The organism is Coriobacterium glomerans PW2, from assembly GCF_000195315.1.
Taxonomy (GTDB): domain Bacteria; phylum Actinomycetota; class Coriobacteriia; order Coriobacteriales; family Coriobacteriaceae; genus Coriobacterium; species Coriobacterium glomerans.
Genome location: NC_015389.1, coordinates 646,232 through 670,932 on the forward strand (window position 1 = coordinate 646,232; position 24,701 = coordinate 670,932).

General features: G+C 52.3%; 20 protein-coding genes. 14 read left to right on the forward strand and 6 right to left on the reverse strand.

What is annotated here, in order from left to right; translation table 11 throughout:
* Positions 1–27 precede the first annotated feature (27 nt).
* The 7 genes from CORGL_RS02810 (at position 28) to CORGL_RS09930 (ending at position 8,003) form a co-directional block, all read left to right on the forward strand.
* Complete coding sequence (locus tag CORGL_RS02810) at positions 28–1,287, forward strand: L-rhamnose isomerase (RefSeq protein ID WP_013708409.1); 1,260 nt, start codon at positions 28–30, stop codon at positions 1,285–1,287.
* Between the two features lie 64 nt (positions 1,288–1,351).
* Positions 1,352–2,197 (forward strand): rhamnulose-1-phosphate aldolase, encoded by an 846-nt coding sequence (gene rhaD, locus CORGL_RS02815; protein WP_013708410.1) that lies wholly within the window; start codon positions 1,352–1,354, stop codon positions 2,195–2,197.
* A gap of 469 nt (positions 2,198–2,666) precedes the next feature.
* Entirely contained in the window at positions 2,667–4,256 is a 1,590-nt protein-coding gene (locus CORGL_RS02820) for a mannitol dehydrogenase family protein (protein ID WP_013708411.1), read from the forward strand.
* Positions 4,257–4,332: 76 nt separating this feature from the next.
* Complete coding sequence (gene uxuA / locus CORGL_RS02825; protein WP_013708412.1) at positions 4,333–5,421, forward strand: mannonate dehydratase; 1,089 nt, start codon at positions 4,333–4,335, stop codon at positions 5,419–5,421.
* Positions 5,422–5,423: 2 nt separating this feature from the next.
* On the forward strand, positions 5,424–6,833 hold the full coding sequence (gene uxaC, locus CORGL_RS02830) for a glucuronate isomerase (protein ID WP_013708413.1): 1,410 nt from the start codon (positions 5,424–5,426) through the stop codon (positions 6,831–6,833).
* 113 nt (positions 6,834–6,946) lie between these two features.
* Positions 6,947–7,816 carry a TIM-barrel domain-containing protein gene (locus CORGL_RS02835; RefSeq protein ID WP_342610096.1) on the forward strand — a complete coding sequence of 290 codons (870 nt, stop codon included), beginning with the start codon at positions 6,947–6,949 and terminating at the stop codon, positions 7,814–7,816.
* Positions 7,806–8,003 (forward strand): hypothetical protein, encoded by a 198-nt coding sequence (locus tag CORGL_RS09930; RefSeq protein WP_041738547.1) that lies wholly within the window; start codon positions 7,806–7,808, stop codon positions 8,001–8,003. Before CORGL_RS02835 ends, CORGL_RS09930 begins: the two co-directional genes overlap by 11 nt.
* A gap of 140 nt (positions 8,004–8,143) precedes the next feature.
* Here the strand turns inward: CORGL_RS09930 and CORGL_RS02845 are convergent, their stop codons facing one another.
* A complete protein-coding gene (locus tag CORGL_RS02845) occupies positions 8,144–8,902 on the reverse strand; it encodes a GntR family transcriptional regulator (protein WP_013708414.1) in 759 nt (252 codons plus the stop codon).
* Positions 8,903–9,326: 424 nt separating this feature from the next.
* On the opposite strand from CORGL_RS02845, the gene CORGL_RS02850 reads away from it, so the two are divergent.
* The 7 genes from CORGL_RS02850 (at position 9,327) to mtnA (ending at position 19,990) form a co-directional block, all read left to right on the forward strand.
* The gene (locus CORGL_RS02850) at positions 9,327–9,869 is read left to right on the forward strand and encodes a hydantoinase/oxoprolinase N-terminal domain-containing protein (protein ID WP_013708415.1); all 543 of its coding nucleotides are present in this window, start codon (positions 9,327–9,329) and stop codon (positions 9,867–9,869) included.
* A gap of 80 nt (positions 9,870–9,949) precedes the next feature.
* Complete coding sequence (locus CORGL_RS02855) at positions 9,950–11,977, forward strand: alpha-glucuronidase (RefSeq protein WP_013708416.1); 2,028 nt, start codon at positions 9,950–9,952, stop codon at positions 11,975–11,977.
* 16 nt (positions 11,978–11,993) lie between these two features.
* Positions 11,994–13,757, forward strand: a complete 1,764-nt coding sequence (locus tag CORGL_RS02860; protein ID WP_013708417.1) for an MFS transporter — start codon at positions 11,994–11,996, stop codon at positions 13,755–13,757.
* A 22-nt stretch (positions 13,758–13,779) separates the two neighbouring features.
* On the forward strand, positions 13,780–15,417 hold the full coding sequence (locus CORGL_RS02865; RefSeq protein WP_013708418.1) for a glycoside hydrolase family 43 protein: 1,638 nt from the start codon (positions 13,780–13,782) through the stop codon (positions 15,415–15,417).
* Between the two features lie 72 nt (positions 15,418–15,489).
* Entirely contained in the window at positions 15,490–17,424 is a 1,935-nt protein-coding gene (locus tag CORGL_RS02870; protein WP_013708419.1) for a sialate O-acetylesterase, read from the forward strand.
* Between the two features lie 202 nt (positions 17,425–17,626).
* Positions 17,627–18,850 (forward strand): S-methyl-5-thioribose kinase, encoded by a 1,224-nt coding sequence (gene mtnK / locus CORGL_RS02875; RefSeq protein ID WP_013708420.1) that lies wholly within the window; start codon positions 17,627–17,629, stop codon positions 18,848–18,850.
* 39 nt (positions 18,851–18,889) lie between these two features.
* A complete protein-coding gene (mtnA, locus tag CORGL_RS02880; protein WP_013708421.1) occupies positions 18,890–19,990 on the forward strand; it encodes an S-methyl-5-thioribose-1-phosphate isomerase in 1,101 nt (366 codons plus the stop codon).
* Positions 19,991–20,117: 127 nt separating this feature from the next.
* On the opposite strand, the gene CORGL_RS02885 is transcribed toward mtnA, so the two are convergent.
* From CORGL_RS02885 to CORGL_RS02905, 5 genes are all read right to left on the reverse strand, one after another.
* Positions 20,118–21,653: a PTS mannitol transporter subunit IIBC gene (locus CORGL_RS02885; protein ID WP_280985028.1), complete on the reverse strand. Its 1,536-nt coding sequence runs from the start codon at positions 21,651–21,653 to the stop codon at positions 20,118–20,120.
* Positions 21,654–21,805: 152 nt separating this feature from the next.
* Entirely contained in the window at positions 21,806–22,243 is a 438-nt protein-coding gene (locus CORGL_RS02890) for a PTS sugar transporter subunit IIA (RefSeq protein ID WP_013708423.1), read from the reverse strand.
* The gene (locus tag CORGL_RS02895) at positions 22,240–23,427 is read right to left on the reverse strand and encodes a mannitol dehydrogenase family protein (protein WP_013708424.1); all 1,188 of its coding nucleotides are present in this window, start codon (positions 23,425–23,427) and stop codon (positions 22,240–22,242) included. The genes CORGL_RS02890 and CORGL_RS02895 overlap by 4 nt, the downstream gene beginning before the upstream one ends.
* Positions 23,428–23,985 carry a 6-phospho-3-hexuloisomerase gene (gene hxlB, locus CORGL_RS02900; protein WP_013708425.1) on the reverse strand — a complete coding sequence of 186 codons (558 nt, stop codon included), beginning with the start codon at positions 23,983–23,985 and terminating at the stop codon, positions 23,428–23,430.
* A 9-nt stretch (positions 23,986–23,994) separates the two neighbouring features.
* On the reverse strand, positions 23,995–24,684 hold the full coding sequence (locus CORGL_RS02905) for a ribulose-phosphate 3-epimerase (protein WP_013708426.1): 690 nt from the start codon (positions 24,682–24,684) through the stop codon (positions 23,995–23,997).
* Between the last annotated feature and the right edge of the window lie 17 nt (positions 24,685–24,701).

Here is a 24,701-nt window from a genome sequence, read left to right on the forward strand (position 1 = left end):
TCAAGCAAGCTGAGAGGAGCGCGAACCATGACGACGGCATATGAGATCGCAAAAGAGGCCTACGCCGAATATGGGATCGACACGGAGGACGTGATCGAAAAGGCGGCATCCAAGGCGATCTCCATTCATTGCTGGCAAGGCGATGATGTGGCCGGATTCGACCAACCGGGCAACGCAGCCTCAGGCGGAATCCTGACAACCGGGGGATATCCCGGTCGCGCGACAACGTTTGAGCAGCTCACTGCTGATTTCGATCAGGCCGCGCGTCTCATTCCCGGGCGCAAGCGCGTGAACCTGCACGCCTCGTACGCGGTCTTCACCGACGAGCACCCGTGGGTGGATCGCGACCGGTTGGAGTACGCGCACTTCGAGCCGTGGGTCGCGTGGGCGAGACGGCGCGGCTACGGCATCGATTTCAATCCCACGCTGTTCAGCCACCCGAGGGTGGTCGACAATCTCACCGTGTCGAGTCCCGATGAGTCGGTCCGCTCCTTCTGGATCCGCCATTGCATCGCCTGTCGTCGCATCGCGGAGCAGATCGGTACCGAGCTGGACGATCTCGTGCTGAACAACTTCTGGATTCCGGATGGCCTGAAGGACCGTCCCGCGGACCGCTATACCATGCGCGCCCGACTGAGAAGCGCACTCGATGAGATATACAGCGAGGACGCCCCGCATGTGATCGATTCGGTCGAGCAAAAGGTCTTCGGCATCGGCCTTGAGGGTTTCACGTGCGGAAACCAAGAGTTCTACGTCGCCTATGCGGCTCAGCGGGGCGGCCGTGTCGTCCCGCTCATCGATTCAGGCCATTTCAATCCGACGGAGAGCATAGCCGACAAGCTTCCCAGCCTGCTGCAGTTCTTCCCGTTTGTTCCGCTGCACGTCACGCGGCCCATGCATTGGGACTCCGATCACGTCGTCCTGTTCGAGGACGACATCTTGGAGATCGCCGCGGAGATCGTTCGCAGCCCCGGGGGCTGGGAGCGCGTTCTCATCGGGTTGGACTTCTTCGACGCGTCGATCAACCGGATCGCCGCTTGGGTGAGCGGTGCGCGCGCGATGCAGAAGAGCATCGTATACGCACTCCTTCAACCGTGGCAGCGGCTGGCCGAGCTGCAGGACGCATCCCGCTTCTCCGAGAAGATGGTTGTGAGCGAGCAGTTCAAATCCATGCCCTGGCCGGCGGTGTGGGATGAGTACTGCCGCCGGGCGGGCGCCCCGCTCGATGGCGGGCTGTGGCCGCTCATCGATGCGTATGAGAAAACCGTGCTCGTGCAGCGCAGCTGATCGCTGCGTCGGACGAATATCATCTCTATTGATCGAACCTGCGGACAGAAAGGGCAACCATCCCATGAACATGACGGACCTCAAATTTGTGAAGGACTTCGCTCGACTGTGCGACGACGGATTCAGACAGGGGTGGCACGAGAGAAACGGTGGCAATCTGACCTACCGACTGAGCCCGGATGAGGCCGCGGAGGCGCGCGCCTGTTTCAGCGAGCAGCCCGGCCCATGGGTGGAGATGGGCGTGCGCGCTCCCTCGCTGGCCGGCGAGCTTCTGCAGGCGAAGGGCACCGGGTGCTTCATGCGAAACGTCGCGCAAGATATCGAGGGGAACACCGGCATCGTCGAGATCAACGAACGCGGCGACAGCTATCGCATCCGATGGGGGCTGAAGCTCTTCGGCCGCCCCACGTCCGAGTTCGAGAGTCATTTCATGAATCTGGCGATACGCTCCGAACAAGACGGCGGCAGATGCAGGGTCTGCTATCACATGCACTCGCCCGGAATCATCGAGATGAGCTTTCTCGTGCCGCTCGAGGATCGGGCGTTCTCGCGAATCCTGTGGCAGATGATGACCGAATGCGTCGTCGTGTTTCCCCAGGGTGTGGGCGTGGTTGCCTGGATGGTGCCGGGCGGGCCGGCCATCGCGGATGCGACCTCGGAGAAGATGAGGGACTACACGGCTGTCATCTGGGCGCACCACGGTCTGTTCGCCACGGGGGCGACGTTCGATGAGGCGTTCGGGCTGGCGCATACCATAGAGAAGGCCGCGCAGCTCTACGTTGCGGCGCGCGCTGCGAACGGAGGCTCCGATGCCTTTCTGAACGTGATCGGCGACCAGGGGCTACGGGACACCTGTCGCGATTTCGGGATCTGCGTCAACGAGAAGTTCGTGAGCGGAGGCGAGGCTTGAGTCGGGGACCGAGGGGCCCTCGCGCGGCCGGGATCACCAACCGGAGGCATGATCGGTTCTGATGGGTCCGGGATAGTCGAAGCGCATGCATCGGCATCGCTGTTGCCGGTCTCGAATTCTGCGAGGCGCGATGACGTCTGGGGGTTTGATGACGCTGCTTGGCTTCAGCGCCCCTCCGCAAATTCATCGCCGGGTACCCAGCGTGATGCGGTATGCGAATGATCGGTGTACGCGTTCTTCTGACGCACGTTTTCTTGGTTGCGTATGTTCCGCATGTTCGCAATTCCGCAAATCCTGTAAATAGTACCGTTTGCAAAAAAGACAGGTATTTGAATTGACTTTCAGAACAGAGCGGGTTTAGATAGGGGTGTAAAACTGATATATCAGTTTTACACGAGGTTCACGCCGGAATTCATGCGATCTTCTTTCAGCACGACGTGCCGATATCGGGGATGGCAAGGAGGTTCAGATGCTCTCGATCAAGAACTGGAAGCAGCAAAGATCCGAGTTCGGGAGACGAGGAATTCGCCTTCCGCAGTTTGATGTTGATCAAGTTCGGGCGGCTGGAGTCGAACAGCCCCGTTGGATTCATTTCGGAGGCGGAAATCTCTACCGTGCCTTCCATGCGGCCGTCGCACAGGATGTGATGGAGTCCGGCGATCTCGACCGTGGCGTCGTGGTCTTGGAGACCTATAGTCCCTTGACCATAGATAAGGTATACGCACCTTGGAACAACGATCTTCTGCAGGCGATCATGGAACGCGATGGCAGCATCGATTGCCGTTTGATCGCCTCTACCGCTGGAGCTTACTTCGCCAATCCCGCTCGACCGGATGACTACGCGCGCGTCAGGCGCTATTTTGAAAGTCCTGTTCTGCAGATGTGCACCTTCACCATCACCGAGAAGGGCTACACGGTGGCCGACTTGGATGCAGAGGTGGCAGCAGGCCCGGATCAGACCACGAGTACGATGGGGATCGTCTCAGCCTTTCTGCTGGCGCGCTTTCGTGCCGGTGCCGCGCCCATCGCCATGGTTTCGACCGACAACTTCTCCCGCAACGGAGAGCGCTTCCGTCAAGAGATTTCGGCTGTCGTTGAAGCTTGGACAGATGCGGGTATCGTGGACAAGGAATTTCTCGCTTATGTCTCAGATGAGCGATGCGTGAGCTTTCCTTGGACGATGATCGATCGCATCACTCCCAACCCTTCCCCAGAGACTGCTGACGCCCTGCAAAAACTGGGTTTCTGCGATCTGGAACTCATCGATGCGGGCCATGGTGCGACCTTCGCCGGTTTTTCCAACACGGAGCGCGCCCATTATCTGGTCATCGAGGACAGCTTCCCCAACGGGCGTCCCGCTCTTGAGCGAGGCGGCGTCATCATGTCCGATCGAGCCACCGCGGAGCGAGCGGACACCATGAAGGTCACGGCTTGCCTCAACCCGCTGCACACCTGTCTCGCCGTCTATGGCTGCCTGCTGGGATACACGAGGATCTGGCAGGAAATGGAGAATCCCGACCTCGTTTCGCTCATTCGTCATATCGGCTATGACGAGGATCTGCCCGTCGTCGAAGACCCCGGCGTAATCAACCCCAAGGAGTTCATCGACGAGTTGATCGATTCCAGATTGCCCAACCGCAGTCTGCCGGATGCACCGCAAAGGATCGCCAGCGACACATCTCAGAAGATGTCCATCCGATTCGGCCACACGATTCTGGCGTATGCGGATCGCGGCCGGGATCCCTCAGAACTCATCTACATTCCCCTTGCGATCGCAGGTTGGCTGAGATATCTCATGGCGATCGATGACGCAGGGGAGTCATTCGAGCTCAGTCCTGATCCTCTGCTGGCCGACCTCCGAGCGCTGATTGCGCCGCTGCGCGTGGGTGCGAGCGATCCTGCAGAGATCCATGCCGCGGTGTCGCCGATTCTCTCGGACGCATCCATTTTCGGCGTCGATCTCTACGAGGTGAACCTCGCTGAGAAGGTCGAGGGATATCTGGCCGAGCTTCTATCCGAGGTCGGTGCGGTTGCCGAGACAATTAAGAAGTACGCATAGCGCCATGCTCGTGCGCCCTGCGCGTGGCGGTGGCATTTGAATCGTCTTTTTAGACCACGATGGAGGAAAACTCAACATGAAGATGACGTTTCGCTGGTACGGCAGCGACATGGAAAAGATCACCCTGAGCCAGATCCGCCAGATCCCCGGCGTGAGCGGCATCGTTGGATGCCTCATGGATGTTCCGGTGGGCGAGGTCTGGCCTCGCGCCCAGATCGCGGCTCTGAAGGAGGAGGTGGAGCGCAGCGGGCTTTCTCTCGAGGTTATCGAATCTGTGAACATACACGATGACATCAAAGCGGGCCTGCCCTCGCGCGACGGCTATATCGAGAACTATCGGCAGACCATCCGCAATCTTGCTCGGTGCGGTATCAACGTCATATGCTACAATTTCATGCCCGTCTTCGACTGGGTCAAGTCCGACCTTGACTATCCGCTTCCCGATGGATCGCGTACGCTCGCATTCGAACGGGAAAAGATACCCGACGATCCTGAAGCGCTGCTCGCGCGTTATTCGTCGGGAACCAAAGGGTTTACGCTACCAGGCTGGGAGCCCGAGCGTCTCGCGCATCTCAGGACTCTTTTCGATCTGTACCGCGAAGTGGATGAGACTCGTCTCCGCGACAACCTCATCTACTTTCTCAAGGCGATCATGCCGGTTTGCGAGGAATGCGATGTTCGCATGGCGATCCATCCCGACGATCCGCCCTATTCGCTTTTCGGTCTGCCGCGCATCATCAAGAATCGCGACGATCTCGACTGGCTCTGCAGATCGGTGGACACCGTTTACAACGGAATCACGCTGTGCACGGGATCCATTGCCGAGGATCCTGAAAACGATGTCTACGCCATCTTGGAGGAGTTCACGCGTCGTGATCGCATCCATTTCGCGCATGTGCGCAATATTCGGTACATGCATCCCGATATCGAGGGCAACAAGGATTTCTACGAGGCGCCGCATCTGTCATCTGAGGGCTCGCTCGATATGTTCCGCATCGTCAGCGCATTGCATGACAACGGGTTTGACGGCTACATCAGGCCTGATCACGGAAGGATGATCTGGCAGGAGACGGGCCGACCCGGATACGGTTTGTTTGACAGGGCTCTGGGTGTGGCCTACATCAACGGTCTGTGGGAGGCCTTGGATAAGTGCGGAGGCAAGTAGATATGCTGCCTGAAAAGAGTTTTTTGCTCACAAGTGAGTTCGCCAAGAAGCTGTATTTCGATCATGCGCGAAAGATGCCCATTTTTGATTATCACTGTCACCTCGATCCCCGCCAGATCTACGAGAACAGGCGTTTTGAGAATCTCACGCAGGTCTGGTTGAACGATCACGGAGCTGGTGATCACTACAAGTGGCGCCTCATGCGAGCCAACGGAACCTCGGAGCGCTATATCACAGGAGACGGCGATGACAAGATTAAGTTTCTTGAATTCGTCAAAGCCATGGAAAAGGCTCCGGGCAATCCGGTCCTCGAATGGAGCCAACTTGAGTTGAGCCGGGTATTCGATATCGATCTCGCGATCAATCAACGCAACGCCGAGGAAATCTGGAATGCTGCGAATCAGGTCATCGCAGGGCCCTCGTTTAGCGCTCGGGAACTCATCAAGAGATTCAACGTACGTTGTCTGTGCACCACAGATGACCCTGCGAGCGCGTTGGGCTACCATGCTCTTCTCAGGTCTGACGAGGCGAGAAACGGGTTCAAGGTCGCACCGACCTTTCGTCCGGACGCGCTGATGAGTATCGATCTTGCAGGGTTCAGTGATTATCTCCAGACGCTATCGGACGCTTCGGGTGTGAAGATTCACGACCTCGAGAGTCTCGAGCATGCTGCGGCGCAGCGCATCGATGCCTTTCAGAGGGCAGGCGGCCGCTTGGCAGATCACGGCATGAACTCCTTTAGATTTTTGAGCATGGATAGATCGAAGATCGATTCCGTGCTGGTTCGTCGCATGAAAGGCGATGAGATCACTGAGGAGGAGATGTGGGCGTATCGCACGCACATGACCCTCTTTCTCATGCAGCTGTACTCGTCACATGCGTGGACGATGCAGATTCATATGAATTGCTTCAGAAACGTTTCCTCCACGAACTACAAAGCGGTCGGTGCGGATGCGGGATTTGATTGCGTTGGCGACCAACCTGATATCGTCAATCAGATTCGAGCCCTGCTCGATGCGGGGGAGCGCCAGGGCGATCTGCCGAGACTGATTCTCTACAGCTTGAATGCCCGCGACTGGCTTGCGCTCGCGGCCCTTGCCGGCTCATTCGAGGGCGGATGCGCGCAGCGAATCCATTTTGGCTGCGCGTGGTGGTTCAACGATACCTACAGCGGCATGAAACGCCAGATCACCACATATGCCGAGCAATCGCTGCTGGGCAATTTCACAGGTATGCTGACGGATTCGCGCAGTTTCCTGTCCTATCCGCGTCATGAGTATTTTCGACGTGTTCTATGCGACGTTCTGGGAGGATGGGTCGAGTGCGACCGCCTTCCCCGCGATGAGGACTATCTCGGCGGGATCGTCGAAGACATCTCCTACAACAATGCTAACGACAGTTTTCACCTGTGATCGATGACGAGACACATGATTCAAGAGGCTGGGAATCCCAGCTATGACGAAGGAGCGGGGGCAGATGAAAAGAATATGACATTCTCGATGAAGAGAGGACGCATGTTTAGCCTATAGCTCCGCGTCCCAGGGAGTGCGCCGACGATTGGCGGTTGCAGACAGACAATCTGGAGGTAAGGCTGACAAAGGATCCATTCGGTATCGAGATCTACGACGATGACGAGACTCTGTTGTATGAGGATCTCAAGGAACGCAGCTTCATGATGGATGACCTTGGAAGACGCTGGCATTACTCCGTAATTGACGATCATGATCATTTTTACGGGTTCGGAGAGAAGACGGGCTCGCTCATCAAGCGCTTGCGCAACATGAAGATGCATCAGATCGATGCATGCGGTCACGACGCCGTTCTCTCTGATCCCCTTTACAAGCATATTCCCTTCTATATCAGATTCAACGATGCCACAGGGAAAGCAGCGGGGATCTTTTACAACAACTCGTTCGATTCTACTTTTGACATGGGGCGCGAGTGGAGCGGATACTGGGATCATTATTCATATTACTGCACCGACGGCGGAGATCTGGATATGTTCTTTGTCAACGGTCCTCGAGTCCGTGACGTCGTCGAGCGCTATACCGATCTTACGGGCAAATCGGTACTTCCGCCTTTGCCCTCAATCGGATATGCGCATACAACGATGTTCTATACAGAGTTGCAACATGATGTAGATAAATCGATCTTGAAGTTTTTTGACATATGCGAGAAAAACGAGATTCCGATCGATGAGTTTCAGCTTGCTTCCGGCTATACCTGCATGCCCAATGGCAAGCGCTATGCGTTTTGCTGGAATAACGATAAATTCAAAGACCCGGCAAAATTCATCTCAGACGTGGAGAAACGCGGTGTCCTTCTCGTCTCCAATGTAAAACCAGGTATCCTGACCTCCCACCCTCATTTTGCTGAGTACCAGAATGGCGGTTGAGCCGTTTTTAATCGAGATCAATGGGATCGCGCTGGAGAAGTATTCGGATCTTGATGATTGGCGATCTGCAGATGAGGGATGGATTTCAGAATTAGAGAACAAGACAGCTCGGATAAAATACAAGGCACCAAGGGATGATTATCAGATAAGAGTCAATTATGACATCATCGATCTCGTCAAAATGTAGCATCACGTGGATTCTCGTCAACGAACTTGCTCAGGAGAGACCGCGACGCTGATTTCTGAGATGAGTTTCGACCATATGATAGGTCGCAAGAGGACGGAGATGGCTTGAGGGCAAGCTTTGATATCCTTCTCTGACAGGTGTCAGGAATTGCTCGAAACGAAGAAATCCGGATGATCGGTTTTCATTTGTTCGAAGAAGGAGAGATAGTGGCTCAGGTGGTGCGACACGGTCCACCTGATCTGCTCTTCGGTCGTCTTTGTTTTACCCGTCAGGATCTCGAAGATATCATGATGTTCATTGTCATTGGGGGCCTCGTATCCGAATACGAGGCCCATGTAGCGAACACGATCAAAATGAGCGGTTACTTTCTTGATAGAGCTCCATACCAGATCTTTGCCTGCCATCTGGTAGATGATACGGTGAAATGCATCATCTAGGCCAATGTAGCCATATGGGTCTGCCTGATTCGCCAACAGTGTTCGCTGAGCATCGAGATTTGTCTGAAGCCGCGAGAGTTCTTTTGGTGTCCCTGTCTCCATAAGATGATATATTACCGCCGGCTCGACGGTTGCTCGTAAAAAAAACCCCTGATCGAGCGCATTGAGATCGACACGGGAGACGTGTGTAGCACTGCGCGCCTTGACGTCTACAAGTGTTTGATCTCTCAGTAGATTGATCGCCTGATGCACAGGCGTCTTCGACATGTTCAGGCGCTGCGCGATCTCCGCTTCGCGAATAAAGGCCGCAGGCGGAATCTTCAACATCATGATGTTGTATTCAAGCGTGCGATATGCATACTCAATGCTGGACTCATCTTTTTTCCGCATCAGTCTCTGCATGCGCTCAGCCGCATCCACACCGACGCGCACTACAGCGCGAGAAGAGTCCTTATTTGCCATAGTTCGTCTTGCTCCATGGAAGAAGGTACCTGCATTCGATCGCTTGCAGCACCGAGAAAGCCTCTCGCCCAGTTCTCAAGATCAGGATCACCCGAATGCTTGCAATCGATGATATGAGTCTAAGCCATGTAGCTAGACGGAGCGCATACTTCATTTGAAGAATCAAAAAAACTCAAGCGTTCTCGATGGTTGAAGCGATGCCCATCTAAATGTCTTGCGCAAAGCCTTCTTTAGGCTCTCGCTATTTCAAGTGGAATCGAGTGCTGGATTGAGCCGCTCGTGAATCAGTCAATTGAATAGTTCGGATTGACTCGTCAACGCCGCTGACGGCTGCTTTCGCACCGCTTATGGATATAAGTGCGCTAATACAAAACTAAAGTTTCAGAATAGAGAAAGCCATCGAAGTTTGAAAAAAGGGGACGCTATGGGTGATTTTTCTCGCAAGGTCCGTATGGGCATCGATGTAGGCGGGACATACACGAAGTGCATAGCGATAGACAATGCGACACACGAGATCATTGGCAAAAACGAGGTGAAAACAACTCATGACGCCAAGGAGGGGGTAGCCTTGGGAGTCGTGCAATCATTTAAAAGCTGTTTGACGGACTGCGGTATCGCTCCGGAGGAGGTCGTGTTCGTCGCCCATTCTACAACCCAGGCAACTTTGGCGTTTTCGATCAGTGACATCGTGATCGCCCACGAGATATTTCATGCGGTTGAAAATGAACATGAGGATGAGATCTGGACGCGGGCGTACAACCGGACCCTCTGGCGCGTCGGGCGATTTCACTATAAAAGTCACATTGCGTGTTTGAGCGAAATCGGCGCAATGGCATTCGCAAAGCGACTCAATAATTTGACTTGGTGCCCCTTCTTGCTCGATGCGCTCTTGATATATGGCTATTCAAAACAATCTGCGAGTTCTCTATACAAATCAATGATTCATCGAGGGGATGCGATCAATTGAGTGTGTCAAATCGCTCCTCGCCATCAATCTGCTCCATTGTTATCAATCACATCGTGATGAATTGAGGAAGGTGTATCTGCATGGAATTTGACCAAACATGGCTGACCAGCGAGGTTGTTGAACGATCCATCGGTGGAAAATCGTTCTATTTTGACGACCTTCCCGAGGAGAACGAGGTTTCGCTGCGCCTGCGCTCCGAGATACTCGGCTGGGGGCGGGCGAGGATCACCTCTGATAAGGAAGATGCTGAGATCATTCTCAGGGTGAGACCTGGGGTGCTGGCGACGGATGAGTCATACAGACTGGAATCCTCTGAAGGCGTCATATCGGTTATCGGGAATACCAGCCGCGGCATCTTGTACGGCTTTTACTCGATGGTCAGGCGGATGATAAATCATCAAGGTCTGAATTTCGAGTCCACACCTTCTCAGCCGATCAGAATGATTGATCATTGGGATCAGATTGACGGCACGATAGAACGTGGATATGCGGGAGAATCGCTGTTCTTCGGTCAATATGGAAAGAACAGCAATCCAGATCGGAAAGAGTTCAGTGTCAGAGATGTTGTCGGTGATCCCTTCAGACGCGATTATCAGCGAGTTGAGTTCTATGCGCGCATGCTGTCTTCCATCGGGATCAATGCGGTCTCATTGAACAACGTCAACGTCAGAGGTCTCGCGACTTTCTTGATTACGGATCCGCTGCTCGACGGCGTCGCGGATATCGCCCAGATATTCACTAGCTTCGGTATCAAAACGTATCTCGCCATCAACTGGGAGGCACCCAAGCGCATCAAGCAGATCAAGACCTCGGATCCTCTGGATCAGGAGGTCAGAGACTTTTGGAAGGAAATCGCACGGAATATTTACAATCGGATTCCAGACTTCGGTGGATTTGTAGTCAAAGCCGATTCCGAGGGCGAGCCAGGACCCTATCAATATAAGCGAACCCACGCCGACGGTGCCAACATGCTCGCCGAAGCCGTCGAGCCCTACGGTGGGCACATCTTCTGGCGAACCTTTGTCTACAACTCTCGGCAGGACTGGCGGGATCGTTCCACCGATCGCGCCAAAGCGTCTTCCGAAAACTTTCTTCCACTGGACGGTCAATTCAAAGAGAACGTTTCTCTGCAGATCAAGTTCGGTCCCATCGATTTTCAGACAAGTGAGCCGCTGACGCCGTTATTCGGGGGCCTCAAACGCACCAATCAGGTCATGGAGTTTCAGATAACCGCTGAGTATCTCGGCCATCAGATCGATATCAACTACATTGTGCCGCAATGGAAAAAGGTGATTTCCTTTGACACGAAGTACAGAGATGTCGGCGACTCAGTCGCGAGCTGCATTCTGAAAGAGCATGCGATCGATCCCGAGAAGACCGGTTTCACCTCTGTCGGCAACGTCGGCATGGACTACAACTGGACGGGCAACAAGCTATCTCAGGCAAACCTGTACGGGTACGGTCGGCTGTCGTGGGACAACGAGTTGACGCCTGAAGAGATCTTGGATGAGTGGATCAACCAGACATTCTTGAGCATACAGCCGAAATACCGAAAGACCATCTACGAGATCATGATCACCTCGAATGAAACGTACAAAAAGTACAACGCGCCTTTGGGAATCGGCTTCATGGTAGTGCCGAGCTCGCATTACGGAGTCTCGGTCAACGGCTACGAGTACGATCGGTGGGGGACATATCATTTCGCCGATCGCAATGGCGTGGGCGTGGATCGATCAGTCGCGACTGGAACCGGATTCAGCGGTCTGTACAGCGATGAAGTTGCACGCATGTACGAAGATCCCGCCACAACTCCTGATGATGTCCTGCTGTTCTTTCATCACGTGCCCTATACGCACGTGCTGCAATCGGGCGAGACAGTGATACAGCACATCTATAACACGCACTTCGACGGCTACGAGGGCGTGCTGGACTACATCAAGAAGTGGTCAACCTTAGAGGGGGTTATCGATGAAATAGACTACAGCAATGTTGCTCGACGATTGCAGCTGCAGAAACAAAACGCATTGGAGTGGCGAGACCAGATCAATACCTATTTCTACCGTATGTCCGGAATTGCAGATGAGCACAACAGGACTATATACGAGTAACTACGGGAGAGAAGACATGGGCGAGGAAAACAAAAAATCATTCTTCAAAGAGTTCTTCAGTTTCAAGACAGATAAAGAGAAGGGAATTATCGGATTTCAAAATGCGCTCGGTGTCGGTGCTTGGGATATGTTCAACTCAGGAACCGGCGGTTTGGTCGGATCGTGGCTGCTTTATTTTCTGACCAGCTTCGGAGGTGTCAATCCAGGAATCGCGGCGATCCTCATATCCGTTCGTCTGTTCGTAGATATGATTTGGGCGCCGATCGTCGCCGCGATCTCCGACGACTTCTATCGTTTTGCTGTCGGCAGAAAATACGGTCGCCGTCGGTTCTTCCTGATATTCTCTATTCCCACGTCCATATCATTCGTGTTGGTTTGGATTCCCATCGCCGCGGGATGGTCATGGTTGTATTACCTGTTGGCGTTCGTCTTGTTTGACTTCTGTCTGGATCTCATCATGATCCCCTGGGAGACGCTGCCGGCGGAGATGACTGAAGATTTCACTCAGCGCAACAAAATGGGAACGATTCGCATGTGGGCCGGCGGAATCGCTCAACCATGCATAACGATCGTCCCCTCGATCTTCATGAGGCTGCTGCCTGCTGCGGATGGTCTTCAGACCTCCCCGTGGGCGCTGTTCGCCACCGCTGTGCTGTGGGGCATCATGGGATTGATCCTTACCTATTTCGTCTTCATCTCCTCTTGGGATCCGATCTTTATATCGAAAGAGCGCCGGGAGATAATCCTCAATAATCTCTCGGAGCAGAAGAAGAGCCTTGAGACCCCGCTCAAGATCTTCGCTCGGCAGTTCTCAAATCTAGCGATGACCTTGAAAATCAAGACATTCAGAAAGCATCTTGTTCTATACTTCTCGACATTCGGCGTCATCGATTCTTATACAACGATTTTTGTCATCTTTGCTACGGTCTCATTTCTGCCGAGGCTGACGATAGATCCTGCCGCAGCGGGGGTCATCTTAGCTGTTCCGCTGCTGATCATGACATTTGCCTTCGCTCCGATAGGAAGCTGGTTGATCAATCATTCCAAATTCGGACCCCAGAAGATGTATATCATCGGCTTTTCCAGCATTTTGATATCATGCACGGTATACGGTATCACCTACTTCGGTCGCGAGGCGTTCAACGAGCAGGTTATCTATACGGCGATTTTAGTGGCGAGCTGCATTTTCACGTTCGGACGTCAGTTCATGGGAAGCGTTCCCTGGGTTGTTTTTCCGATGATGGCCGACATCGATGAAATCATTTCGCGGGACAAGCGCGCGGGCATCTATGCTGGAGCCATGTCGTTTGTTCGCAAATTCACCAATGCGGCATTCAATATCATCATCGGTTCGATCATGGGAATCGCCGGCTACAGTCAGATCGTTTCGCAGACCGCTGACAGAGTGATCAAATATCATACCGATAACGGTGTATCCATCGAATCGGCATACCATACCTTGGTTACGAGCAGCGAGCTGAACGCCAGCATTCAAAATGCGGGCACAGGGATTGCCATCCTTATGGTCTTTTTCATCGGCGTGCTGGTCATCTGGGCGATGTGGAATGCGATAACCTTTAAACTCAACTCGAATACGCACCGTATTCTGATGACTGAAATCAAACGGCTCAGATCAGCAGCGCTTGAATCGAATGAAGAGGTCAAAGCCGCCAAAGCGACGGTGGACCCCGAGACGAAGAAGATCGTGGAAGAGCTGACAGGTCTTCCATACGATCAGTACGTCTGGTCAGGCAATCTGGCACAGCGAAAAACCAGGTAGCGTGAGCACGAGGAGGTGCAGCATGAGGATTTCCAATCCTGTTCTTTCGGGCTTCAACCCCGATCCGAGTATCATTCGCGTCGAAGATACCTACTATATTGCTACTTCGACCTTCGAGTGGTTTCCGGGAGTTCAGATTCATGAATCAAAAGATCTGGTGAACTGGCATCTGATCACGCATCCACTGGATACGGTGGAATTCGTGGACATGGCCGGGAATCCGGATTCCGGCGGCGTCTGGGCGCCAGATCTCTCATATGCGGATGGCAGATACTGGCTGGTCTTCTCAGATGTGAAGATCGTGGATGGTCCGTACAAAGATGTCCATAACTATCTGATTACAGCCGAGGATATCAGGGGGCCGTGGAGCAAGCCCATCGAGTTGAATGGCGTCGGATTCGATGCCTCTCTGTTCCATGATGACGATGGAAGAAAATACCTTGTTCAGCAGACATGGGATCATCGCGAATACCTTCAGCCGTTTCACGGGATAAGCCTGACTGAACTTGACCTGAAGACCATGAAGCTCATGCCCCAGACCGCGCGGACGATCTACGAGGGAACTGATATTCGACTGCTGGAAGGCCCTCATATCTATAAGATTGACCGCCTCTATTACCTATTCGCGGCGCAAGGTGGAACGACGTATACGCATCAAGAGGTCGTCAGCCGCTCGAGAAGTCTGGATGCCCTATCGTTTGAGACCCAGCCCGGCGAGGTTTTCCTGACCAACTTCGACACCCCTCGATCGTATCTGCAAAAACAAGGGCACGGATCGCTTGTCGCAACGCCTCGCGGCGAGTGGTACTATGCGTCGCTGGCGAGCCGTCCCTGGAATCGTCCGCAAGAGAGCTCTATTGATCCGCGCGGCTGGAATCCGTTAGGTCGCGAGACGGCGATTCAAAAAGTCCAATGGGATTCCGACGGGTGGCCGCATATCATCGGCGGCCATGGGGGGCAGCGCTACGTCGAGGCCCCTCAGGGGGTTGAAGAGCACCGATGGCCCCGAACGTATCTGGAAAAGGATGATTTTGACGAGCCGGCGCTGAATATCAACTTCAATACGTTGCGAATTCCCTTTTCTGACGAATTGGGTTCTCTGACGGAACGACCTGGATTTCTCCGGCTGTTCGGACGAGAGGCACTGAACTCGAGATTCACGCAGGCACATGTCGCTCGTCGGTGGCAGAGCTTCAACTTCGATGCTGAGATCAAGCTTGCTTTCAATCCTTGGAGCTATCAGCAAGCAGCAGGGCTGACCAGCTATTACAACACGCGTCACTATTCAATGATCGAGGTGACGTGGGACGAGAAGCGAGAGACTCGAGTCATTGAGATCATCGAGAACAATCGAAACCATCTGAGGAGCTATCTGAAAGACGCAGCGATTGAGATTCCCGACGATATCGAGTTCGTCTATCTAAAGGTAAAGGTGAGGAGGCAAACCTATTCATACGCCTATTCGTTTGACGGGAGCACCTGGATTGACATCCCCGTGACGCTGGATGCGGCAATCCTGTCAGATGATTACGTCCTGCAGACAATGGGTGGTTTTTTCACCGGTGCATTTACCGGTATGGCAGCCGTTGACTACGGTGGGTATCGCATCCCCGCAGACTTTGACTACTTCAGATACACCGAATTGGACACAGAGGAGTAGACAGACTCGCGTATAGTCGGACACACGGCGGTTGCAGAGGAATGGTCAGTCTGAAAGAAAGAGGCAATCAGCATGAACGGGGCAAATAAGATGAAACAGGCTGATTTTTCGGTGACTCCCATGATTTCTGACCACGCCATCGTGCAACGAGATGAGCCGATAACCGTACGTGGACGTGGCGAGCCGGGGCATGGCGTCGTCGCTCGGCTGCACCGACTCGGAAAGGAAAGGGGAGCGTCACCCGATAGCGGCACGGTTCTTTCGGCGAAGGTAGGCGAAGCGGGGATGTGGCAGCTGATGTTTCCGCCGCTTCCCGCAGGAGGCCCATATGAGTTCGACTTCGAATGTCAAGACATCAAGGTGACGGTCACAGACGTCTATGTGGGAGATGTCTGGCTTCTCGCGGGACAATCCAACATGCAGCTTCCCATGGAGCGCGTGAAATATCGATTTCCTCAGGAGTACAGCACAGGTGCAAGCTCGCTTATCCGCCAGTTCGCCGTTCCGATTCATTGGAATTTCGACGAAGAGGAACGGGAGCTTTCGGGTGGGCAGTGGATCACAGCACACCCGGAGGATGTCGCCTCGTTTTCAGCAGTGGGTTTCTTTTTTGCTGAAGCGCTGTTCAAGCGCTATGAAGTTCCTATCGGACTTGTGCTGACGGCTGTGGGAGGAACTCCGATCCAGTCGTGGATTAGCCGGGGCGTCTGCCAGAACCACCCAGAGATGCTTGCTGAGACGGAGACGTATAGGAGAACCGGCGAGGTGCAGCGCGTGCAGAATGCAGACGAGAGGAGGATTGCGGATTGGTGGACTCGCTTGGATAGCAGAGACCCTGGTTTGGCGGGCCACTGGGAATGCGGGCTGCCGGAGCGTGGTTGGAAGCGTTTTTCTCCAGAAGATCCTTGGCAGGAAGAACCAGATTTGTCCGGTTGCGGAACCGTGTGGCTTCGAACGTACCTCACGGTTCCAAAATCTCATGCGGGGAAGCCGGCGCGCCTCTCTCTGGGGACCGTGACGGATGCGGATTTCACGTTCGTGAACGGAAACCTCGTGGGAAAGACCGCATATCAGTATCCTCCGCGGGAATACCGGCTCGACGGTCTTACCGCGGGACGAAACGTTATCGTGATGCGGCTGGTCGCAGTTCACGGTACGGGAGGTTTTACCGCAGGGAAACACCGAGCGATGCTTTGGGATGACGGCTTCTCAATAGACTTGGGCGCGATGTGGGAATATCGCAGAGGAGCTGACATGGAGCCCCTCGAGGAGCAGACCTTTTTCGAACGAGTTCCAATCGGTATGTATCAGGCTATGATAGCTCCCCTGCATGATTTTCCTATCAGAGGGGCTTGCTGGTATCAAGGGGAGATAAACACCGATGCGGCTGAGGGCTACTCGGATTGTTTCAAGAAGATGGTGGAGCTTTGGAGAGTCAGATGGGACAGCGAGCGACTTCCCGTTCTATTTGTTCAACTCCCGGATTATGACCTGGCCGACGCGACGAGGTGGGTCGCATTCCGTGAGTTGCAGCGGGGCCTGCTTTGCGTGCCAGATACAGCGATGGTGGTAACGATCGACTGCGGTGAGGCAAACGATCTTCATCCCACAGACAAAAAGACGGTGGGGGACCGTCTGGCCATGGCGGCATCTCAGCTGGCTTACGGCGAATCAGGCAATTGGCTCAGTCCCGTGTTCACTTCTGCGGCCAAGAAGGGAGACGATCTGATCCTCTCCTTTGAACACACTGGCGATGGGCTGAAAACATCAGATGCCGACACCTTGAAAGAGCTGTATCTCCGTTTCGCCGACGGTACGAGAAATGCTGCGAAGGCGCGTCTTGAGGGCGATGTCGTAAAAGTGGATATCTCTCATCTTCCGCTTGATAGGCTGGAGGCGTTGGAGTACGCCTGCTCGAATGTGCCAGAGCAGGCGAATCTCTGTAACGACTTAGGTCTGCCGGCATCACCTTTCATATGTGAGTTGCCCGAGGCGAAACATGATTGATACGAGGTCTGCCGAGAGTCTCACTCGCCTATTCAAGCGCCTGGATCTCCTCTTGCTGTGACGCGCAATCGTTCTTGTCTCCTACCGCAATCGAACACTTGAATCGCATGCATCACTTAAAGATCAGCATATGAAATCGGCTTTTGTGCTGCAGCCATAAGGCGATGAAGCTGTCGTCAACATGAGGAAGGGGAGAAGACTGATGTCTAGATTCGAAACCTACTTTGAGATGAGTCCGGATGATATCGTTGATTACGTATTGGAAAAGACACCATCAATCGATTGGGATCGAGATTCTTTGAAAGCCATCGTTCCCGCGGAACACGGTAACCTCAATTACGTCTTTCATGTCAGTGATGCAAAAGGCAATTCCATCTATGTCAAGCAGGCTGGCCTTGAATCGCGAATTTCAAAGGACATGAAGCCCTCCAGAGATCGCAATCGTCTTGAATCTGAAATACTCGAGCTGGAAGATACGTTCGCACCCGGGATGGTCCCGCATGTCTTTTTCTATGACACCGTCATGTGCGCATGCGGTATGGAGGATTGCTCTGATTTCGAGGTGATGCGCGCAGCGATGCTCAAGCATGAGATCTTCCCGCGCTTTGCTGAGGACATCTCGACGTTCATGGTGAACACACTGCTTCTCAGCAGTGATGTGGTGCTTGATCACTGTCAGAAAAAGGAGTACGTGAAGCAATTCATCTCTCCGGATCTTTGCGATATCACCGAAAAGCTCGTGCTGATGGAGCCATACGCCGACTTGAATCATCGCAATAACGTTTTTCCTCCCAACGCGGATTTCGTTCGCGAGCATCTTTACAATGATGAGGCCTTGCACCTTGAAGTCGCAAAGCTTAAATTCCGATTTATGACCGATGCTCAAGCGCTTGTCCACGGCGATCTTCACACTGGATCTATCTTTGTTAAAAAAGATGCTACGAAGGTGTTCGATTCAGAGTTCGGAACTTACGCGCCTATGGGCTATGATACAGGCAACATCGTCGCAAATCTCATCTTTTCATACGTCAACGGACTCGCTTCGGACGACACCGCTTTTTGCAGCTGGGTGCTTGAGACGATTGCCAAAACAGTCGATCTGTTCATCGAGAAGTTCGATCGAGAGTTCGATGAGCGCTGCACGGAACCCATGGCGAGAACAAAAGGCTTCAAGAAATGGTATATCGATGGTGTGCTCGATGATACCGCAGGCTATGCCGGGACGGAATTGCATCGCCGAACCGTAGGCCTGGCAAATGTTGTCGATGTCACATCGATCAAAGACGAGAAGAAACGTTTACTCGCTGAACGAATCAATATACTCGTCGGAAAAAACTACATTATGCACCAAAGTTCATTTCGCTCAGGAGATGACTTCGTGATGGGACTAAGGGAAGCGCAAAAAGAGGCAGAAGCGACACTTTGATTGACATCAGCTGATCTTCGATACAAAAAGGAGAGGAACATGGATGTTGAACAATTCTTCGAACATGTGATCACCGTCCGCATGAATGATGACCTCACCGCGCTTGACATAATCGATCAGACGCTTCTTCCGACAACGATCAAGCGAATCGATCTCGGCACTAAAGAAGAGATATGGGATGCAATCAAGAAGTTGCGGGTGAGGGGCGCGCCGGCGATCGGTGTCGCCGCAGCTTACGGCATCGCACTGCTGGCCTCCAAGATCGAGGCGAAGGATTACGACTCTTTTTCGGCGGAATTCACATCGATCAAAGATTATCTCGCCTCCTCGCGGCCGACTGCCGTCAACCTTTTTTGGGCGTTGGATCGGATGCAGAGGGTCTTGGTGAACAAAAAGGGCGAGACGATTTCTCAGATAAAGAAAGCCCTGTTCCATGAGGCCGATAGGATCAGGGCAGAGGATGTGGAGATAAGCCGTCGCATCGGTGAGATTGGTTTTAGCATACTCGAGAACCTGAAAAAAGAGGGCACCGAAATCGGCATTATGACGCATTGCAACGCCGGCACACTTGCCACAGCCAAGTACGGAACCGCGACGGCCCCTATGTATGTCGCGCTTGAGAAAGGCTGGCGTGGTGATGATATGCACGTCTACTGCGATGAAACGCGTCCGTTGCTGCAGGGTGCCCGCTTGACATCATTCGAGCTTTTCAATTCAGGGATCACGACGACGCTGCAATGTGACAACATGGCGTCCATCCTCATGAAATCTGGAAAGATCGACGTCATCTTCGTCGGATGCGATCGAGTGGCGAGAAACGGGGATGCCGCGAATAAGATCGGTACCTCCGGGGTCGCTATCCTTGCAAGGTATTATGGAATTCCATTCTATGTATGCGCGCCGACCTCGACAGTCGATCTTGCAACTCCGACCGGCGATCAGATCCCGATCGAGATGAGGGAGCCTGATGAGGTGACGGAGATGTGGTATAGAGAGCGCATGGCCCCTGAAGGCGTTGATGTGTTCAATCCGGCGTTTGACGTGACCGATCATGACCTGATCACAGGAATCATCACCGAGAAAGGCCTTGTGCACGCCCCCTACGACAAGGCATTCGAGCAGAACAATGTGAAAAACTGAAATCTTGGAACACGCGTGTCCGGGGTAGATTCCCTATCCCGGACACGTCGCACGTGTGATCACTGATTCCAATCCAGGTCGCAGCGAGTCGTTGAAGATCTAGAGCTCAAGCGGTTGCAAAGCGTTTTCACTGCCTCACGCGAAGCTCATCGGCATCGTCGCCATCTCGATTAGCGCGGACCACTTCTCGCAACAGCTCATCGATCTTGGGATCCTCCAAATAGCTGTCGAGTGCTACGATGTTCGCGCTGGGCCGAGTCGCGACCGTTCGCTCCTCCAGATCTTTGTGGACCACTACAACATCGCTATCCTCGGGGATATCCTCTATGCGGTAGTGTTTTACTGTGACGCAGGAAATCCCGGCTCTTTTAAGCCTCTTCCGAAATATCGTGGCACCCATCGCACTACTTCCCATGCCGGCGTCGCAGGCAAAAGAGATCTTTCTGAGTACCGTGGCCGCTGCAGAAGAGAGCTCCGATCGCGCCGCCTCATTTGAATTAATTCCCTCCAGCTTCATATCCTTCGATCTTGTAACTGAACCCTCAAATTGGGCATCGTCGTTTGGTGAGCTGTCGGCTTTCAAAATCACCGAGGTCGTTAGAAAAGATACGATAGTCGCCACGATAACTCCTGCGAACACTCCGACAAAGTTGCCTCTTGGAGTAAGCGCCATATAGGCGAAAATCGATCCGGGACTCGGTCCAGCTACTAAACCTGCTCCGAACAGTTGGAATGTCATGATCCCTGACATAGCGCCCAGAATCATCGATATGATAGTCAGTGGTTTCATGAGCACATAGGGAAAATACATTTCATGAATGCCGCCGAGGAAATGAATAATAATGGCACCAGGAGCTGTTCGTCTTGCAGCGCTTTTGCCAAAAACTGAATACGCCAACAGCAACCCCAGTCCAGGTCCCGGATTGGAGGCGAGCATGAAATAAATTGATTTCCCTGCTTCTAAGGTCTGTTCCATCCCCAAGGGATAATATACGCCTTGATCGATAACATTATTTAAGAAAAGCACCTTCGCAGGCTCATTGATAAGTGACAAAATTGGTAAAAAGCCAGTTTTCACCAATGCTTCGATTGAGTCTTTTACAAAGTTATTCGCGGCTTGGATTGTAGGACCAACGATTAAATAAGAAAGTACCATTAAAACAAAGCCGGCGATCCCGATTGAGAAGTTGTTAACAATCATCTCGAAGCCTGCCGGAATTCTTTTTTCCAGATACGCATCCATCTTTTTCATGATCCAACCGCTCAAGGGACCAACGATCATAGCTCCTAGAAACATGGTCACGTCGGATCCGATAATTAAACCGATTGTTCCGATCGTGGCTAAGACTCCACCACGGTGCCCGCCAATCATTCGCCCGCCGGTGTATGCAAGCAGTAGGGGCAGCAGATATTTGATAGTAGGGTTGATCAGCTCATTTAAAGCTTGATTCGGAAGCCACCCTGTTGGGATGAACAGTGCAGTCGCGATGCCCCAAGCGATAAATGCCCCGATATTCGGGATTACCATGTTGGTCAGATAGCCTCCAAACGCTTGAACTCTTGCTCTCTTGGAAACGTGCTTTGCGGAATGGTTCGTGTTCATTACTCTCATCTCCTTGGCAGCAGTCAACGTTTCAAGCTGATCAGAATGATTCAGATTCATAGCGTGCGCTTGGTGCTGAATTGCTTTTCAAGCTGTTGAAGGTTACAAGTGTTCCATGATCATCAGCTCCTTTGCGCATTGACTTTCAACCTGATCTGGCTGTTACGTAAAATGCTTAAACAATATGTCAATTTCGACGGCGGACAATAGCCTCATCTGTGGCTATCGAGCAGTGCGATCAGCGTGGAGGGGTCGGAGACGTGCCTTAGCTCTTCAGCCGCCACCGGATCGCTCAAAATCTCCGCTAATGAACAGATCATGTCAAGGTGGCCGTCATCAGAGTCAGAGGCTATAACAAAAAATACGTGGACAGCTCTATTATCTGGAAATGACACTGGTTCTTCCAGCTTGAGAAAGCTCATACCTTGCCCGAGGCTGCCGTACTCGGGGCGCGCATGGGGCATCGCAATACCTGGCAGAAGAACAAAGTAGGAGCCGTTTTCAACAACGTTTTGCAAGATAGCTTGGATATATCGAGCAGTGATGATTCCATCTTCGAGGAGAGGGGTCGCTGCTATTGAAATAGCAGCGACCCACGAATCAGCATGGGGAATGAGCCGCATGCGACCTTTCAACAAATCGGAGATCATCGAATTTCCCCGTTCTTAAATAGCAATTGCGCGTTTTTCTTGAGAGCGAAACACAATCCTGCAATTTCCCGTGCAAGTGGCTCAGCGATATTCGACCTTTTGCATATTGTCGATGCATAGCCATAACGTTGGATTTCCTTCTGCAGCACAACCGCCTCCGGATCTTGCGAATTCTCATACAGATACGCTGCAGCGATCATGCGCTTTCCCATCTCATTTTTCAGGCCGAGTTGCTCGAGCTTCAGCACTGGACAGACGAGCCGGTCGTGCTGATCGAGTTTTCTTAACGGTGAGCGACCGACGCGTTTGATCTCGTCGGCAATCTGGGGATTGCCATGCCGGTTAAGCGTCTGCTTGATAAACTCCAGCATCTCTTCTTCTGCCCAACTGTACTGATTGACGAAATACTGGAAATTTTCCATTAGGAAGGAACGAACTGCCGTATTAATATCCGTGTCGGAGATAGCTTGCTGAACGGTTTCATAATGAAAAAGAGCGCCGGTATAAGCGAATGCGGCGTGAGAGGCGTTGACGATGAAGAGCTTTCTTTCTATAAATGGAGTCATGTCGTCAACATATGATGCACCCTGTATCCTGTAGGGTGTATCAGTGGGTATTTGATTATTTGAAATGACCCATTCAAAATACGGCTCAACAACCGCTACTTTTTTGCCTTCGACCACGCAAGAAAGGGATTGTCTGTCGATAGCTGTATCAACAAAAGAAAAATGCTGGTCGAATAGCCGTCGTTCTTCAGGTTCTGAAAGATCATATATGTGCTCCCGCAATGAGGAACTTGCGTTGATCATATTCTCATTCGCTAGCACGTTTACACGACGGGAATTGTGGCAGAGAGAGAGCATTCCATCATGAAGCAAAGCGGCGATCTTTTCTAAATTGTTAGCCCCTACTGAAGTAGTGATAATATCTGCGTCAGCCAAGGCGCGAAGTGCGTGTTCTCGGTCGGTCGCACTGTTAATCGCAGAAACATTATCGATGGTTTTTGTCGATAGTTGACGATCGAGGTACCGAATTTCATATGAGCGGTCATCTCTGAGCTGTTTAATGATTTGTGGATCGGTATCCAGAAACTGAATATAAAAGTGGCTATCGTGCAGCACCTCACCGATGAGACCCCTGCCGATATTCCCTGCACCAAAGTGAACTGCATTCATTTTTACCATCTATTCTAAATTTGCATGATGTTGCCAAAGTTTATGCATGTCAAGATGTTCGCTATCGATCATCATCAGGGCGATTGAGTCGCCTAGTAACAGCAAGCTTTGCTCAAAGAGACTTGTCATGGGCTGAATTGATGTTATCTCGTCTGCTAGAGAGAGTTTGCTTTGTACGGGAATCCTTACAAAGCAATCGGTCAATTCTTTCATCGAACTCGATGGGTTTGACCCGATGTGTGCGATGCGGGCATGGAACTCCTTTGCCTTTTTTGCAACGCCTAGCGGGAAAATACTCTCACCACTTCCTGACCCCACTATCAGCAGATCTCGCGATGTTATTGCCGGTTCGGTAGTATCTCCCACTACCGCTGTCATGATTCCCAAGTGGCTAAAACGTTTCGCTATGGCCTCCAAGGAAAGGAGCACTCGTCCGACGCCTACGAAAAACACGCGGTCAGCTTGCTTGATTTCATTTATCAGTTTGTTAACTTGGTCGATCGATATCGAATTCAAAGCGACAGAAATCTCTCTGATGATGCTTTTTTCTGAGCTGGTATATGACATCTTCTATTCCTATCTATCGATACGGCGGATTAATTCGAGAAGCTTTTCGCTACTATCAGCCAGCGAAATTCCGTGAAAGAACAAGCTGGTGCTTCCTAGGACGAGATCGTCAGCGCCAGCTTCGATAAGCCCCGGAATTTTTTCAAGCGAAACGCGTCCATCCACTTGAATCGAAGTTTTCAGGTGCTTTTCATGAATCATGCGGGCTAGATCACGAATCTTTTCAAATGCATATGGAACCTGATGCTCATTTTTGTCTTGCGCGAACCCGGGATTGATCAACATTAAGCAGACTCTATCAACCTCCTTAAGAATATATTCCAGCATAGATAGAGGAGTTGAAGGGTTGAGGGCTATGCCAACCTGCGCCCCTGCGTTTTTGATCAAATGAATATATCGATCTGCATGCAGACTCGTTTCAAGGTGGAAGGTAATCTTTTGCGCACCGATCTCTAGCATTTGACGAATGAAGAACTCGTTGTCATGAGCCATGATGTGGACATCGAATACAGCATCCGTTATCTTGCGCATGCTTTTTATCGTTTCAATTCCAAGAGGCATGCTCGGCGAAAAAATACCATCGATGAGATCGATATGTATCGTGTTGAAGCCGATTCGTTTCAGTTCGTGGATATCCTGTTCCAAATTTACGAGATTCGCGCACATGATAGAGGGTGACAGGATTACGGTATCGTTCATGAGGACTCTCCTTTTCC

What these genes read in the sequence shown, in the direction of transcription:
- hxlB (WP_013708425.1), bottom strand. Translation starts at nt 23,985, where the DNA reads ATGTCATATACCAGCTCAGAAAAAAGCATCATCAGAGAGATTTCTGTC.
- CORGL_RS02885 (WP_280985028.1), bottom strand. Translation starts at nt 21,653, where the DNA reads ATGAATCTGAATCATTCTGATCAGCTTGAAACGTTGACTGCTGCCAAG.
- mtnK (WP_013708420.1), top strand. Translation starts at nt 17,627, where the DNA reads ATGTCTAGATTCGAAACCTACTTTGAGATGAGTCCGGATGATATCGTT.
- CORGL_RS02855 (WP_013708416.1), top strand. Translation starts at nt 9,950, where the DNA reads ATGGAATTTGACCAAACATGGCTGACCAGCGAGGTTGTTGAACGATCC.
- CORGL_RS02895 (WP_013708424.1), bottom strand. Translation starts at nt 23,427, where the DNA reads ATGGTAAAAATGAATGCAGTTCACTTTGGTGCAGGGAATATCGGCAGG.
- CORGL_RS02845 (WP_013708414.1), bottom strand. Translation starts at nt 8,902, where the DNA reads ATGGCAAATAAGGACTCTTCTCGCGCTGTAGTGCGCGTCGGTGTGGAT.
- CORGL_RS09930 (WP_041738547.1), top strand. Translation starts at nt 7,806, where the DNA reads ATGGCGGTTGAGCCGTTTTTAATCGAGATCAATGGGATCGCGCTGGAG.
- CORGL_RS02890 (WP_013708423.1), bottom strand. Translation starts at nt 22,243, where the DNA reads ATGATCTCCGATTTGTTGAAAGGTCGCATGCGGCTCATTCCCCATGCT.
- CORGL_RS02820 (WP_013708411.1), top strand. Translation starts at nt 2,667, where the DNA reads ATGCTCTCGATCAAGAACTGGAAGCAGCAAAGATCCGAGTTCGGGAGA.
- rhaD (WP_013708410.1), top strand. Translation starts at nt 1,352, where the DNA reads ATGAACATGACGGACCTCAAATTTGTGAAGGACTTCGCTCGACTGTGC.
- CORGL_RS02810 (WP_013708409.1), top strand. Translation starts at nt 28, where the DNA reads ATGACGACGGCATATGAGATCGCAAAAGAGGCCTACGCCGAATATGGG.
- CORGL_RS02905 (WP_013708426.1), bottom strand. Translation starts at nt 24,684, where the DNA reads ATGAACGATACCGTAATCCTGTCACCCTCTATCATGTGCGCGAATCTC.
- CORGL_RS02850 (WP_013708415.1), top strand. Translation starts at nt 9,327, where the DNA reads ATGGGTGATTTTTCTCGCAAGGTCCGTATGGGCATCGATGTAGGCGGG.
- CORGL_RS02870 (WP_013708419.1), top strand. Translation starts at nt 15,490, where the DNA reads ATGAACGGGGCAAATAAGATGAAACAGGCTGATTTTTCGGTGACTCCC.
- CORGL_RS02865 (WP_013708418.1), top strand. Translation starts at nt 13,780, where the DNA reads ATGAGGATTTCCAATCCTGTTCTTTCGGGCTTCAACCCCGATCCGAGT.
- uxaC (WP_013708413.1), top strand. Translation starts at nt 5,424, where the DNA reads ATGCTGCCTGAAAAGAGTTTTTTGCTCACAAGTGAGTTCGCCAAGAAG.
- uxuA (WP_013708412.1), top strand. Translation starts at nt 4,333, where the DNA reads ATGAAGATGACGTTTCGCTGGTACGGCAGCGACATGGAAAAGATCACC.
- mtnA (WP_013708421.1), top strand. Translation starts at nt 18,890, where the DNA reads ATGGATGTTGAACAATTCTTCGAACATGTGATCACCGTCCGCATGAAT.
- CORGL_RS02860 (WP_013708417.1), top strand. Translation starts at nt 11,994, where the DNA reads ATGGGCGAGGAAAACAAAAAATCATTCTTCAAAGAGTTCTTCAGTTTC.